The sequence below is a fragment of the Halobacillus sp. ABD4_316 genome, assembly GCF_056161385.1.
Genome location: NZ_JBSWZA010000002.1, coordinates 417,569 through 431,568 on the forward strand (window position 1 = coordinate 417,569; position 14,000 = coordinate 431,568).

11 protein-coding genes are annotated in these 14,000 nt (G+C 48.1%); 6 read left to right on the forward strand and 5 right to left on the reverse strand.

The window, feature by feature from the left end:
• Nucleotides 1-38 precede the first annotated feature (38 nt).
• From kynB to recQ, 3 genes are read right to left on the reverse strand one after another with little or no spacing between them, the layout of a single operon-like run.
• Nucleotides 39-659 carry an arylformamidase gene (gene kynB / locus ACXAJH_RS09140; RefSeq protein ID WP_474993708.1) on the reverse strand — a complete coding sequence of 207 codons (621 nt, stop codon included), beginning with the start codon at nt 657-659 and terminating at the stop codon, nt 39-41.
• Between the two features lie 10 nt (nt 660-669).
• On the reverse strand, nt 670-1,938 hold the full coding sequence (gene kynU, locus ACXAJH_RS09145; protein ID WP_474969826.1) for a kynureninase: 1,269 nt from the start codon (nt 1,936-1,938) through the stop codon (nt 670-672).
• A gap of 13 nt (nt 1,939-1,951) precedes the next feature.
• Nucleotides 1,952-4,084 carry a DNA helicase RecQ gene (recQ, locus tag ACXAJH_RS09150; protein WP_474993710.1) on the reverse strand — a complete coding sequence of 711 codons (2,133 nt, stop codon included), beginning with the start codon at nt 4,082-4,084 and terminating at the stop codon, nt 1,952-1,954.
• Between the two features lie 110 nt (nt 4,085-4,194).
• Between recQ and ACXAJH_RS09155 the strand changes: the two genes are divergently transcribed.
• The 4 genes from ACXAJH_RS09155 (at nt 4,195) to ACXAJH_RS09170 (ending at nt 8,561) form a co-directional block, all read left to right on the forward strand.
• On the forward strand, nt 4,195-5,130 hold the full coding sequence (locus ACXAJH_RS09155) for an NADP-dependent oxidoreductase (RefSeq protein WP_474969824.1): 936 nt from the start codon (nt 4,195-4,197) through the stop codon (nt 5,128-5,130).
• 140 nt (nt 5,131-5,270) lie between these two features.
• Nucleotides 5,271-6,731, forward strand: coding sequence for a circularly permuted type 2 ATP-grasp protein (locus tag ACXAJH_RS09160; protein WP_474990235.1), 1,461 nt, complete (start codon nt 5,271-5,273; stop codon nt 6,729-6,731).
• Nucleotides 6,724-7,686 carry an alpha-E domain-containing protein gene (locus ACXAJH_RS09165; protein ID WP_474969822.1) on the forward strand — a complete coding sequence of 321 codons (963 nt, stop codon included), beginning with the start codon at nt 6,724-6,726 and terminating at the stop codon, nt 7,684-7,686. The genes ACXAJH_RS09160 and ACXAJH_RS09165 overlap by 8 nt, the downstream gene beginning before the upstream one ends.
• 23 nt (nt 7,687-7,709) lie before the next feature.
• A complete protein-coding gene (locus tag ACXAJH_RS09170; RefSeq protein ID WP_474969821.1) occupies nt 7,710-8,561 on the forward strand; it encodes a transglutaminase family protein in 852 nt (283 codons plus the stop codon).
• Nucleotides 8,562-8,603: 42 nt separating this feature from the next.
• On the opposite strand, the gene brnQ is transcribed toward ACXAJH_RS09170, so the two are convergent.
• The gene (gene brnQ / locus ACXAJH_RS09175; protein WP_474969820.1) at nt 8,604-9,923 is read right to left on the reverse strand and encodes a branched-chain amino acid transport system II carrier protein; all 1,320 of its coding nucleotides are present in this window, start codon (nt 9,921-9,923) and stop codon (nt 8,604-8,606) included.
• 342 nt (nt 9,924-10,265) lie between these two features.
• Here brnQ and ACXAJH_RS09180 point away from each other — a divergent pair, with 342 nt between their 5' ends.
• Nucleotides 10,266-12,119 carry a cation:proton antiporter gene (locus ACXAJH_RS09180; RefSeq protein ID WP_474970825.1) on the forward strand — a complete coding sequence of 618 codons (1,854 nt, stop codon included), beginning with the start codon at nt 10,266-10,268 and terminating at the stop codon, nt 12,117-12,119.
• 533 nt (nt 12,120-12,652) lie between these two features.
• Here ACXAJH_RS09180 and ACXAJH_RS09185 read toward each other — a convergent pair.
• Complete coding sequence (locus ACXAJH_RS09185) at nt 12,653-12,829, reverse strand: SE1832 family protein (RefSeq protein ID WP_281658913.1); 177 nt, start codon at nt 12,827-12,829, stop codon at nt 12,653-12,655.
• Between the two features lie 119 nt (nt 12,830-12,948).
• Between ACXAJH_RS09185 and ACXAJH_RS09190 the strand changes: the two genes are divergently transcribed.
• On the forward strand, nt 12,949-13,797 hold the full coding sequence (locus ACXAJH_RS09190) for a GNAT family N-acetyltransferase (protein ID WP_474969818.1): 849 nt from the start codon (nt 12,949-12,951) through the stop codon (nt 13,795-13,797).
• Nucleotides 13,798-14,000 lie beyond the last annotated feature (203 nt).

Below are 14,000 nucleotides of genomic sequence, written 5' to 3' on the forward strand. Positions count from 1 at the left end.
GTGGACGTCTTTTGACGTCCACCTTTTTTACTGCAACATTACAGGTTTCTCAGCACCGCACGTACCGGACTGCCGTCTGCTTGAGTCATTTTCAACGGGAAGGCCATAAGCTCATAGATGCCCGGCTGGATGTTTTCCAGGACGAGACCCTCAAGAATGAGCAGATCATGGGCGCAGAGACTGTGATGGGCAGGGAGGTCTTTGCTCGTTTCTGGATCAACAGAAGGAGTATCGACGCCGATTAGATCAATGCCTTGTTCAGCAAGATAAGCAGCCAGGTCACTTCCGATCACTGAGTAGGAAGCAGGAAAAGCGGACCGATCAGGCCAGCTGTTTGTACGAAAGAGGATTTTATCCACTTCTGTCAAATCGATATCCATCACTTGTTCTTTATGAATGACTTCCGGTCGGTCCAAATGAACGACCACCGCTTTTCCTGCGAAACGGTCGACAGGCAGATCTGCTATCCGGGCCCCTGAGGGATCATAATGGAAAGGGGCATCGACATGTGTTCCGATGTGACAACTGCCTTTAAACTGCCCCACGTTGACAGATCCGGTGTCTTCCATTGCATAAGTGATTTCATACGTAAAAGGTTCATCCCCCGGCCATGGCGGGGTGCCTGCATCCAGTTTCATACTGATATCCATCCACTTCATCGGTATCCTCCTAAGCGATAATATCCCGCTCATTTTTAAATGATTTATGCTTTTCTTCCTGTACGATTTGTTTGATGGTCATGACAACCTTAAACACATCCTCGTAGGAAGTGTAGAAAGCGACAGGGGCGAGCCGTATGACATTCGGGGATCGATAATCGGGAATGACCCCTTCGCTTTTCAGTGCTTTACAGAGACTGGCCGCTTCTTCATGGACGAGGCAGACGTGACCGCCCCGGCGCTCCTTCTCCACAGGGTTACCCAGGGTGAACCCGAGGCCTTTCAATTCCTGATGAACTAAATCCATGAACAATTGGGTGAGGGCCAGTGACTTCTTTCTGATTCCCTCGATGCCTGCTTCCAAAAACATTTCCAGAGATCCGAGAAGCGGAGCAGAACTTAAAATATGCGGGGTTCCAATCTGGAAAGCACCGGCACTGGAAGAGGGAGTCAGATCGTGATCCATATCAAACTGCTTGTCTTTATCAGAACTGAACCAGCCGGCAAGTCCGGGATGAGTCCCGAGATGCCGGCGGTTTACGTACAATCCACCTGTACCACCGGGGCCGCTGTTCAAGTATTTGTACGTACACCATACAGCGAAATCCACCTCCCATTCATCCAGCTGATGCGGAACAGCGCCGATGGAATGGGCAAGATCAAACAATACAAGAATTCCATGCTTGTGAGCCTCGTGGGTGAGGGTTTTCATATCAAGAAGCTGCCCGCTTCTGTACAGAACGGAAGGCAGCAGGAGAAGAGCTACGTCATCCTTCATCTGGGCGATAATGTCCTCTTCTTTCAGTGTATACCCATCAGCGCTGGCGATTTGTATAAAATGCTCCTCAGGGTCAAGGTGGTGCAGAGCCATCTGACTTTTGACAGCATAAATATCGGAGGGGAAGTTTAGTTCGTCCCCGATAATTTTTGTCCGCCCTTTTTCCGGATTGTAAAAGGTCGCAAGCAGTTGATGGAGATTTGTCGTAATGGATCCTGTGTTGATGACCTGTTCCGGAGAAGCCCCAAGGAGAGGAGCCGTCATCCGTCCGAGTTTTTCCGACATGTAGTACCACGGTTCGTCAGCTTGTGTCCATCCTTCGATGCCGTGCGCTTTCCAGTCATTAAGAGATTGCTGCAGAGCAGATTCGGAACGCCTGGACAACAGTCCAAGAGAGTTGCCGTCCATGTAAATGCTGTCTTCTTTTAAAAAGAATTCCGATTTATATTCATTCAGTTCATCATCTGCGTCCCATTTTCTTACATCATCCAGGGTAATCATCCCATTCCTCCTTTTATCTGTTCAGGTAACGGTGTTTGATTAATACAGCTTTTATCATGGAATACGTAAACGTGTCCGGAAGCTCTTCTTTCAACGGCTTCAGCTTTTTCTCCTCGAGCTTGTGATAATGTTGAAGGACCTGCTCCTCTTGTTCTTCATCAAACCAGTAGTCCCACGAAATATCTTCTCCTTCCTGCACACAGCGGAACAGGTGGTTTTCAATCGTCTGCGGACTCATGCCGCGCTGATCTGCAATGTCCCGGATAGAGTGACTGCCGCTTTTCCACAGCTCAAACGTTACGATGTGGCTGGGCCTGTCATCAAAGGGATCTCTCGGTTCCGGCCGGCGTGACGGGATTGGGGCTGATTCGGTTTGTTCGGACCACGGCCGGATCACTTCCAGGAATGTCTCGCCGTACTGCTCGTACTTCCGCTCTCCCACCCCTTTCATCTGAAGCATCTCTTCTTTCGTCCGGGGCAGGTGATTGGAAAATTCTTTCAAGGTGGCATCAGAAAAGATGACGTATGGCGGAAGTCCGGCTTCATCAGCCAGCTGCTTCCTTAAGTGCCGCAGTTCTTCAAAATACTGCATATGATATTCACCTGACTGTTGGACGGCGGCAGTTTCCACGAGCATTTCTACAGGTTTATCCCCTTTGAGGACAGCTGCTGCTTCTGAGGTGAGCTGGAGGGAAGGGTATTTCCCTGATCCGGCCGTTAAATAACCTTCAGCCGTCAGGAAGTGAATAAACTGGGTTAATTCCTTCTCCGTAATTTTCGGCATGATCCCATAGGTGGAAAGCTCGTGAAAACCGAACTGCTTCACCTTTTGGTCGCGGGAGCCCTTCAGCACTTTGGCTGTCAGACCTGCCCCGAATCCGCCTCCCATGCGTTTCACACAGGACAGCACCATCTGGGCTTCTTTCGTGCGGTCTTCCACTTCTCCATTATGTGTACAGTTGGAGCACTTTCCGCAGCGTTCATAGGGGACAGGGTCGTTGAAGTACTCCAGAATATACTTCTGCAGGCACGTATGGGTGTGGCAGTAATTCGTCATCGCCTGCAGTTTGGCGTACTCTTCTTTCTTCTTTTCCTCAGAAGGCGACTGGTCGATCAGGAACTTCTGCAGATTAATGTCTTTACTCGCAAAAAGAAGGATACAGTCACCGGGTTCGCCATCCCTTCCTGCACGTCCCGCTTCCTGATAATAGGATTCTATATTCATCGGCATAGCGTAATGGATGACATAGCGGACGTTGGATTTATCGATGCCCATCCCGAACGCATTCGTGGCCACCATCACTTTGGTCTCGTCCTGTACAAAATCCATCTGTGCCTGTTTCCGCTGATGCTCTGTCATACCGGCATGGTACCTGCCTGCTGCGTAGCCCTTTTTCTCGAGAATATAGTGCAGCTGGTCGGCTTCTTTCCGGGTGGCGGTATAGATGATACCGGACTCATTGGGGAGCTGGCTCATGTATTCTGTAATAAACTCACGCTTATCTCTTCCTTTAACGATACGAAAAGCAAGGTTTTCCCTTGCGAACCCTGTGTTGATCACATGACCGTTTTCAACATGGATCAGCTGTTTGATGTCGGCCACGACTTCCTGGGTGGCTGTCGCTGTCAAAGCCATGAGTACAGGGAGGTTCGGAATTTTATTAAGCGTCGGGACGATGGAACGGTAGCTCGGTCGGAAATCGTGTCCCCACTGGGATATACAATGGGCCTCATCGAAAGCAATTAGAGAAAGAGGGATCCTGCTTACAGCGGAGAGAAAGGAAGGAGTCTCAAATCGTTCCGGTGCGACGTAAATAAAGGAGTAGCGCCCTTTTTCCATATCTCTCAGTCGTGTCCGCTGCTCTTCTGCCGTAAGGGAGCTGTTTATGTAGGTGGCAGCCACCCCGTAGGAAAGCAGGGCATCGACCTGATCTTTCATTAACGAAATCAATGGCGATATGACGACAGCCGTTCCTTCAAGCGCAAGTCCCGGGATCTGATAGCACAGCGACTTTCCGCCCCCGGTCGGCATGACGGCGAGGGTGTTCTGCCCGTTCATCACCTGTTCAATCGCTTCTTCCTGTCCCGGCCGGAAGGAAGAATATCCGTAATACTGCATTAAAATTTTTTCGGCCTGTTCCATCATGTGAATCATCCTTTAATGTAATCGTTCTCCTCACATCTTACCATGTTTCACGTGAAAATATAGGGGAAAACTAACCTGGATCAATCTTCAAAAAAGGAGTCGGTTTTATCATGAAAGCTGTCATCATTGAACAGTACGGAGGTCGGGAGCAGCTCGTTGAGAAAGAAGTTCCAAACCCTGTACCTGAGAACAAGCAGGTGGTCGTGGATGTCCGGGCGACCTCCATTAACCCGATTGATTGGAAATTGCGTGAAGGGTACTTGAAAGATGCGGTTCCTTTCGAATTTCCGATTATTCTTGGATGGGATGCCGCAGGGGTCATTACCGAAGTAGGAGAGGATGTGAAGGATTTTTCACCGGGGGACCGGGTATTCGCAAGACCGGATACGACAAGATTCGGAACATATGCCCAGTACACAACTGTGGATGAACATCTGCTGGCACCGCTGCCTGAGGGAGTGACTTTCGAAGAAGCGGCCGCTGTTCCTCTGGCCGGTCTTACAGCATGGCAGTGCCTCGTCGACTTTTCGGATATTAAAGAAGGGGATCGTGTACTTATCCATGCGGGATCAGGCGGAGTGGGCCATTACGCTGTCCAAATTGCCAAACATCTCGGAGCATATGTTGCGGCCACTGCGAGCGGCAAAAACCGGGAATGGGTAGAGAAGCTGGGAGTGGACCGCTTCATTGATTATAAAGAAGAGGATTTCTCTGAGGTCCTGCAGGATTTTGACATCGTTGTCGACACCCTTGGCGGAGACATTCAGGAAAAAAGCTTTCAGGTTCTGAAAGAAGGAGGGAAGCTTCCGTCAATCGTCCAGCCCCCTGATGAAACGAAGGCGGCCGAGAAAAACATCAAGACTGGTTTTGTCTGGCTGGAACCGAACGGAGAACAGCTCTCCAAGCTGGGTAAGATGATGGAAGAAGGCACATTGAAGTCTGTGATCGGCCATGAGCTGCCGTTCTCCCAGGAAGGACTTCGTAAAGCTCATGAAATCAGTGAAAGCCACCATGCCAAAGGTAAAATCGTCATTACAATGAAATAAGAGTGTGTCCCCAGGAAACCTCGAATTTTGAGGAATTCTGGGGCTTTTTGTTAAATGTACTAATTTTCTTACAATTTCGGCCTAATCTTTGTTAACTTAGGGTAAAGGATAGTGATTACATAGGAAACGGAGGAGAGGTCGTGTTAACCAATTATAAAACGGGTGTCTACTTTGATGAAATGATGAAGGAAGATGGACAGCCCAAAAGTCATTACCAATGGTTTTATCAATTGGTCCATCAATTTAATGAACGAGAGCTGATGAATAAACATGAAACCGCTCAGTTGAATTTTCTCAGGCAGGGGATCACCTTTACGGTTTACAGTCATACCGGAGGGACGGAACGAACGATGCCCTTTGACTTTGTGCCGATTATTATCCCGCGCGGAGATTGGGAAAAGATCGAGAAAGGCATGAAGCAGCGGATGACGGCGCTCAACCACTTTCTCGATGATATTTATCATGAACAGCGTATCGTGGAAGCCGGTGTGATTCCGAGGGATCTGATTGAAAACAACCCGTACTATTATGATAAGCAGATCGGCGGGGTGCGCGTGCCGCTGAACAATCATATCTTCCTTGCCGGGGTGGACCTGATCCGGGATGAGCATGGAGAGTACCGGGTGCTGGAGGATAACCTGCGCAATCCATCAGGCATGTCCTATGTTTTTCAAAACCGGTATGTCATGAGGCAGGTCTATCCGGAATTGTTCAATCAGCATTCTATTGAGACACTGGAACATCAATTATCTGAACTTCACCAGTCCTTGATCACACAGGTGCCGTTGAATGCCGAGCCCGGGAAGAAACCGACAGCTGTTCTGCTGACCCCGGGCATCTATAATTCTGCGTATTATGATCATGTCTTTCTTGCCCAGCAGATGGGGATCGAGCTTGTGGAAGGACGTGACCTGGTGGTGAAGGATGATATGGTGTATATGAAAACGACCCGCGGTCTGCAGAGAGTGGATATCATCTACCGCCGGATTGATGACGATTTTCTCGATCCTGAAGCCTTTCGCCCTGACTCCATGCTCGGTGTGAGCGGATTATTGAGAGCGTATAAGAAAGGGAATGTGTCGATTTTGAACGGGATCGGCAACGGCGTGGCTGATGATAAGGCCATGTATGTGTATGTTCCGGACATGATCCGCTTCTATCTCGATGAGGATCCGATCATTCCCAATGTGGAAACATATTTTCTCAGTGATCCGGAGCGTCTCGATTATGTACTGGAGAATATCGACCAGCTGGTGATTAAAAATGTCGGTGCTTCCGGTGGATACGATATGCTTATCGGTCCACAGTCCGATGAAAGCGAACAGGAAATCTTCAGGAAAAAGATCGTGGAGAATCCGAGCCGGTATATTGCCCAGCCGACCATTAAATTATCCAGAGCTCCTGCGTATCAGGAAGGACGCTTCTATCCCTGTCATGTGGACCTCCGCGTCTTTGTCATGAGTGGTGAGCAGATGAACGTCCTTCCAGGCGGACTTTCCAGAGTAGCCTTGAAGGAAGGATCGCTCGTCGTGAACTCTTCCCAGGGTGGAGGCGGCAAGGATACATGGATTCTTTCAGAAAGTGGTGATCAACATGCTTAGCCGGGTAGCGGATTCGCTGTATTGGATGTCAAGAAATATTGAGAGGGCTGAGAACAATGCCCGGGTATTGAAAGTACAGCTGATTCATATGCTGGAGGCTTCCAGCAAAGATGCGCTGGACAAGGAATGGGAGGAAATTCTGGAAGTCTGTGCTTCTACAGCGGATTACTACAGTTTTTATGAACGGATGGATCGGGAAACGATGATCCAGTATTTGACGATCAGTCCGCTCAACGTCAATTCCCTGATGCACACGATGAATTATGCCCGGGAAAACGCAAGGGCGACAAGGGACATCCTTCCCGAAGAATTATGGGAAGTGCTGAATCAGTTCCACCTCGATCAAAAAGACTGGCAGGAGCTTCCGAACACCAGGGATCATACCCAGCAGTATTTAAACCGGGTAATCCAGACATCCATGACCTCCCAGGGAGTGATTGAATCAAGCATGAGCCGTGGTACGCCTTATTCATTCATCAAAATCGGAAAATGGCTGGAGCGGGCTGAAAAAATGGCGCGCATCCTGAACGTTACCTGTGAGAAAAACCGTAAGGAAACCGACGGGGGCACTCATCATTATTACCACTGGCTGACGGCTCTCCATTTTCTGAATGGGTATGATGCCTATATTAAAGAACATCCACCGACGATGGAGCCGAAAAATGTGTTGAGCTTCCTTATTAAGGAACGGAATTTCCCGCGCTCGATTCAGTACTGTATGGATCATGTCCTTGAGGCTGTGACTAATTTGGAGGATGGGAAAGTCTCACACTACTCGGAAAACCTGTTTCAAATGCTGGAAGTGATTCAAAATGAAATCGAAGAATCATCGATTGAAGATATGGGCATGGAAGAACTGATGCAGTTCCTTGACCACTTCCAGGACCGCTGTATGACATTAAGCCGGATGTTTTCGGAAACCTACTACTTAATCGAACCTGTTCGGGTGAAATAGAAAACAATCAGGAGGAATACCCAGTGAAGTTTCAAATCGAACATACCAATACCTTCTATTATGATAATTTCGTGGACCAGAGCATGAATCACATCCGGCTTAAACCGAGAACCGATGAATGTCAGCGTCTGCTTGCCTACCGGACGGAAATTACGCCGTCCTCCATGACAAAGGAACATATCGATTTATGGGGAAACCATGTGGAAACATTTTTTATTCCGGAAAAACATGAACACCTTACTCTTAAAACGATTTCCACCGTCAGTATTCAAAAAAGTCCATTCATCCGTATGATTGAATGTTCGGATGAGATGCAGTCGATTTTCCATTCAGAATTGTTCCGGAATCATTACCTGGCTTATATTAATGAGACGCCCTATACTTTTTTATATAAAGAACAGATTGAAGAATTCAAGGATATTCTTGGGCCGATGCAGGACCCTGTCCGGTATTCCCTGCGGTTGATGGAGTACATTCACGAGTCGTTCCGTTATGATACAAGTACGACCCAGGTGAGTACGAAAGCGTATGAGTCCTGGCCGTTTCGTGCAGGTGTCTGCCAGGATTATGCCCATATTATGATTGGCGTCCTCCGTTCCCAGGGAATACCCGCCCGTTACGTAAGTGGGTATTTATACGTAGGGGAAGACTCTGCCTTAGTCGGAGATGCCGCTACACATGCCTGGGTGGAAGTCATGATTCCGGGTATCGGCTGGGTCGGTCTTGACCCGACCAATAATGTAGAAGCCCTTGAGCAGCATATCCGTATCGGTACGGGGAGGGACTATGCAGATGTCAGCCCGCTGCAGGGGGTTTATCGCGGGGGCGGACAGAACCTGGACGTGAAAGTCAGCGTCACGCTCATTGATCAGTAATAAAAAAAATCCCTCTTTCATGAAAGAGGGATTTTCTAATACTTAAGATTTCTGGTAACTCTCTGTCGTTCTCGTCTGCCCTTTGAAGGTTTGATACAGCCAGCCGGCAAGACCACCGATAATGGCCGGGAACAACCAGCTCAGGTTCAGCTCATAAAAGGGAAGGCGGCTGATAAGCGGGGTAATCGCGGAAACATCGGCTCCGAATGCTGCCAGTCCATCATAGAGCCCGATGAAAGCTGTCAGAATGATGGCTCCACGGTACACATAGGAAGAGTGGTTGAACAGCCGGCTCATGAATGTCAGACCAACAAGGACGATCGTAATAGGGTAGACGAACACTAAGACGGGTACAGAATAGGAAATGATCTGGTTTAACCCGATGTTGGAAATAGCGAGACTGACGATGGTCACGAGTACAATGACGGAATGATACGACAGCTTCCGGACACGCTTCGAGAAAAACTGTCCACAGGCGACGGTCAGTCCAACACAGGTGGTCAGACAGGCCAAACCGACAATAACACCGAGAAGGACGGTACCGGTATCTCCAAACATGATCTGGGCGGCCCCGGATAAGATCGCACTTCCGTTATCATACGTACCTTCTACCGCCATTTTAGCTCCAATCCAGCCGATAGCCACATAAACGGAAGTCAGACCGGCGGCTGTGACAAGCCCCGCTTTTAATGTGGAGAGCGTCACCTGCCTGGGCTCTGTAACACCGCGGTCCCTGAATGATGATACGACAAGGATTCCGAAAGCAAGGGATGCGATGGCATCCATGGTCAGGTACCCTTCCACAAAGCCGGTAAAGAATGGCTGGGCCGCATACTTTTCACCTGCCGGCTGTATGGGACCGTCAAGGGCGAAGAAGCTGCCGATTACAAGGGCGACAATAGCCAGAAACAGAGCAGGTGTTAAAAATTGACCGATACGATCCACTAATTTGGAAGGGTTGCGGCTCAATAAATACACGAGCAGGAAAAAGACGATGGTAAAGATAAAGAGCGTCAGGGATTCTCCGTTCACAAAAGGAGCTACGCCTGTTTCAAAGGCAACGTTGGCTGCCCTTGGTATGGCGAAGAAAGGTCCGATCACTAAATACACCATGGAAGTAAAAAGAATTCCGAACAGAGGGTGCACGCGTCCGGCCAGCTGGACCGCGCCGTTTTGAACAAGGGATATGGCAGCCACTGTGATGATGGGAATACCGACTCCCGTTATGACGAACCCTAGAATAGCAGGTGTATAAGACGTTCCTGATTCAATTCCTAATGTAACAGGGTAGATTAAATTGCCGGCGCCGAAAAATAAGGCAAATAGTGTAAATCCGATAAACAGCGTATCTCTGGCTCTCATAAAGCAGCTTCCTCCTCAAGGGTGTCTATATATTCTGCGTAAAAAAAATCGCTCCTATCCAGACATGAACACAGCTTGTCTGGAAGTGACGATAGGCGTGGGATCCATCAAAAATTTTAAGAAATTTCAATTAGCACCGGAGTAATGTTATCAGGGTGGGAATACCATGTCAACCCTTTTGTCTGAAAATTTAAACGGTTAAGATTACCAGGGAAAGAATGTCATGATATTTTTATAAAACTGATAAGATAAGTTAGTTTACAGAAGGAAAACCGGGTTATAGAATATGGCTATACATCAATCACGGCTGTTGATAAACATAGAAGATAAGGAGACTACTACATGATCGATTCGCTGTTACTGCAATTGACCCTGGTTGGCTTTCTCGGCGTCGGCTCTCAATGGGTGGCATGGCGCTTCCGTCTGCCGGCTATCGTAGTCATGTCCATAGCCGGACTGCTGGCTGGACCTGTATTTAACTTAATGAATCCGGAACAGGACTTTGGGGATCTTTATAAACCGATTATTTCCCTGGCTGTTGCGGTGATCTTGTTTGAGGGCAGTTTGAATCTTGACTTTAAGGAAGTTCGGGGACTGGGGAGGCCGGTGTTCCGGATTGTTACGTTCGGCGCATTCTTCAGCTGGATTCTCGGTTCCTTTGCTGCCCATTATGTTGCCGGGCTGTCCTGGGCAGTCGCCTTTACGATCGGCGGTTTATTTATTGTAACCGGACCAACCGTAATCCTCCCGCTGCTCAGGCAGGCGAAACTGAAACCCAGACCCGCCAAGATTCTTAAATGGGAAGGGATTATCGTCGATCCGATCGGAGCGCTTCTTGCGGTTTTCGCATTTGAAATCATTGTGTTTTTAACTGTCAATGACCCATCGGCCCTGCTTATGTTCTTTTTAGCTTCAGCTTTCGCAGTCTTTCTTGGCTGGCTGTGCGGAAAAGGCGTAGGGTGGATGTTCGAAACCGGCTACGTGCCGGAGTTTCTAAAGTCGCCTGTCGTATTCGCAGTGGTCATCGCCTGCTTTACAGGAGCGGATGAAGTCATGCATGAGACAGGTCTTCTCTCTGTTACTGCGATGGGGATGACCCTTGCCAACATGCATATTTCATCCATTGCGGACATGAGGCACTTTAAGGAAAATATCTCCCTGCTGTTAATTTCAACAATCTTTATCATGCTGACAGCTTCCTTAACGGTGGATACACTGGTGGAGATCTTTAATATCCGGATTATCGGTTTTGTCCTTCTGATGTTATTTATCGTTCGTCCGTTGTCGATCTTCCTGTCGACAATCGGGACCGATTTGTCAAAATCAGAAAAACTGCTCGTAGGCTGGATTGCTCCAAGGGGAATTGTGGCCCTTACGGTTGCCAGTTACTTTGCGAGTATCCTTCTTGAAGGTGGATATGAAGATGCATCCATACTGATCTCCCTCACCTTTGCCCTTGTCTTTACGACAGTTGTGGCTCATGGATTTTCCATCGGCTGGCTCGCTAAAAAACTGGGCTTGTCTATGGAAGGTCCGCCTGGGGTGTTGATTGCAGGAGGAAGTGCCTTCACAACAGGCCTGGCAAAAACGCTGGAAGACTTGAAAATCCCGGTACTTCTTACGGACTCTTCCTGGCAGCGCCTGTCACGGGCGCGTTCCAGAGGCATTGCCTCCTATCACGGGGAGATCCTTTCTGAACAGACGGAATATTATCTCGACATGACGCCTTATGAATACCTCGTGGCGGCAACAGAACTGGATTCCTACAATGCACTGGTCTGTACGACATTCGTGCCGGAATTTGGCCGGAACAACTCTTTCCAATTGAGCCTCTCCAATAAGGAAGGGGATAATTTGGAAGATCTTGTTCATACAATTGGAGGCCGTGTTCTGTTTGAAGAAGGAGCTTCGTGGGAAGAACTGAACGCCCGGGTTGAAAATGGGTATGTGTTCAGAAAAACAACCCTGACGGCTCAATATTCTTTTGAAGATTATCGGAAGAATATGGATGAACATGCGATGCTGCTATTCGCCAAACGGACCTCCGGTAAAGTTGAATTCTTTACACCGGGGATGGAATTCCGCCCTGAAAATGGAGATGTGATCGTTTCCTTAATGCCTCCGAGCAAGGAATTCGAAAAAATTCAGGAAAAGCTCGAAGGCCAGAGGAAGAACCAGGAAGAGAAAAAATCATAAAGCAGCAAACGAAAAGGAGAAGCCGGTACCGGCTTCTCCTTTGACTATGGAAAAAGTGGATGTAAGGTCGTGGAGAAAACAGCATTCCGCTTATCGGTGGATGCTTGCCGCGGGCACGGCCTCAGCTAACTTGGTCAAGGAAACCACTTGACCAAGTGGATCTTCGGCTCGTGCTGTTCCCGCAGGCGTCACCACCGAACGCTCCTCGCCGCCGGCATGGTCCGGTTCGGAATTATAAGCAGAAAACGATCTTAACAGTTATTAAAATGGTCCAAAAACCGTTCATGCACAGGTAATGGAGACCCTGCCAGGATACGAAAACTTTTATGGTTGCTTAAGTGAAGGTTCGTATTTTCGATTATGAAAGAACATTCCTCCGGAAAAACGGACGTCCATGAACCCGCATGGAGTTTTTTCTTGGGAGACTTAGACGTTCCTCCGGGAAACGGAATGGTCAGAATTTCTGAAGACAAGAGGATGCACTGGGATTCTATACAAAACAAGGAGAAGCCGGTACCGGCTTCTCCTTTTTATTATGCTTCTGCAAGCTTCTTATTTAATACTTTTAATTCTTCTTCCATCCGTGCGAGCTGCTGTTCAGCATTTTGGATGTTTCCACCGGCGGCTTCCAGTTTATCCAGATCGCCTTGGATTCGGACATAGTCTGATTTTAAGAAGGCGATTTGGTCACGAATTTCCTGTTCAGTCACAGGATCACTCCTTTTCATCTTGTTCTCCATTTATTGACAACGTATAATGGAAAAACGATCTTATATTCAGAATTTTAACAAAAAATAGTTTAGAGTTAAAGGGGAAGGGGAAAGAATTGATGATCATTCATAATGACGAAAGTCCTAAAGAGTTCTTGTCCAAGGTGGAACCACTCCTCTTGCAAAGAGAAGCTGAAAATAATCTGCCTTTAGGTGTACTGGAGCGTTTCGTGCTTGGCAGGGAAGAGGGCCCCTGTTACACCCTCCGCATCACGAAGGGGGAAAAGACGGAATACATGGCTTTACGCACACCCCCTCATCTGTGGATTCTGCCGAGCGTACGAGGAGATGCCACTCCTTACATTAAAGCAGCAGCCCGTCATCTATATAACCAGGAATGCGAAGTGCCGGGTGTCATCGGAGATGAAAAATCCACCGCCGCATTTGTAGAAGAATGGACGCAGCTGACTTCTGTCATCCCCCGGGTCCATGTGCAGCAGGGCGTCCATCGCCTCGATGAATTGAATGACATTCCTCAGAGCAGCGGTAAGCTCCAGGGCGCAGACATGTCCCACCACTCCATGGTGGTGGAATGGATGATCCAGTACGGAAAAGAAACAGATGAACCCCTTGTTGTTGAAAGGGCCGCGGAGCTTACAGAGAGTCTCATCCGGGATCAGCGCTTATTTCTATGGCTGGTGGATGGAATCCCGGTTTCGATGGCAGGTCGGGCCAGGACAACAAAAAACGGGGCAACCATCAACGCGGTTTTCACACCGGACTCCTTTAAAAAAAGGGGTTATGCCACCCAGGCGGTCTGGCACTTAACGAAGAATCTTCTTCAACAGGGATACACCTTCTGCTCGTTATACACAGATCTCGCCAATCCCACCTCAAACTCCATTTATAAAAAAATCGGTTATAAGAAAATCAGTGACTCCATCGTTTATCATTTTCATAAAAATTAGAAAATAAATCTGTTATATTTTGTAAATGTAAGCGGTAAACTGAAGGATTCTTTATCTAGAACGAGCTATCGGCACCATAATGGACTCTCACCCATCCATTTCCATCTGGCGGCTCCATTTGGTTAATTAGTACAAAATATTCTGTTCATACTGATTTGAGTGAATTTCGTGGTTCCGGTATGATGTTTAGTAATTGGCCTGAA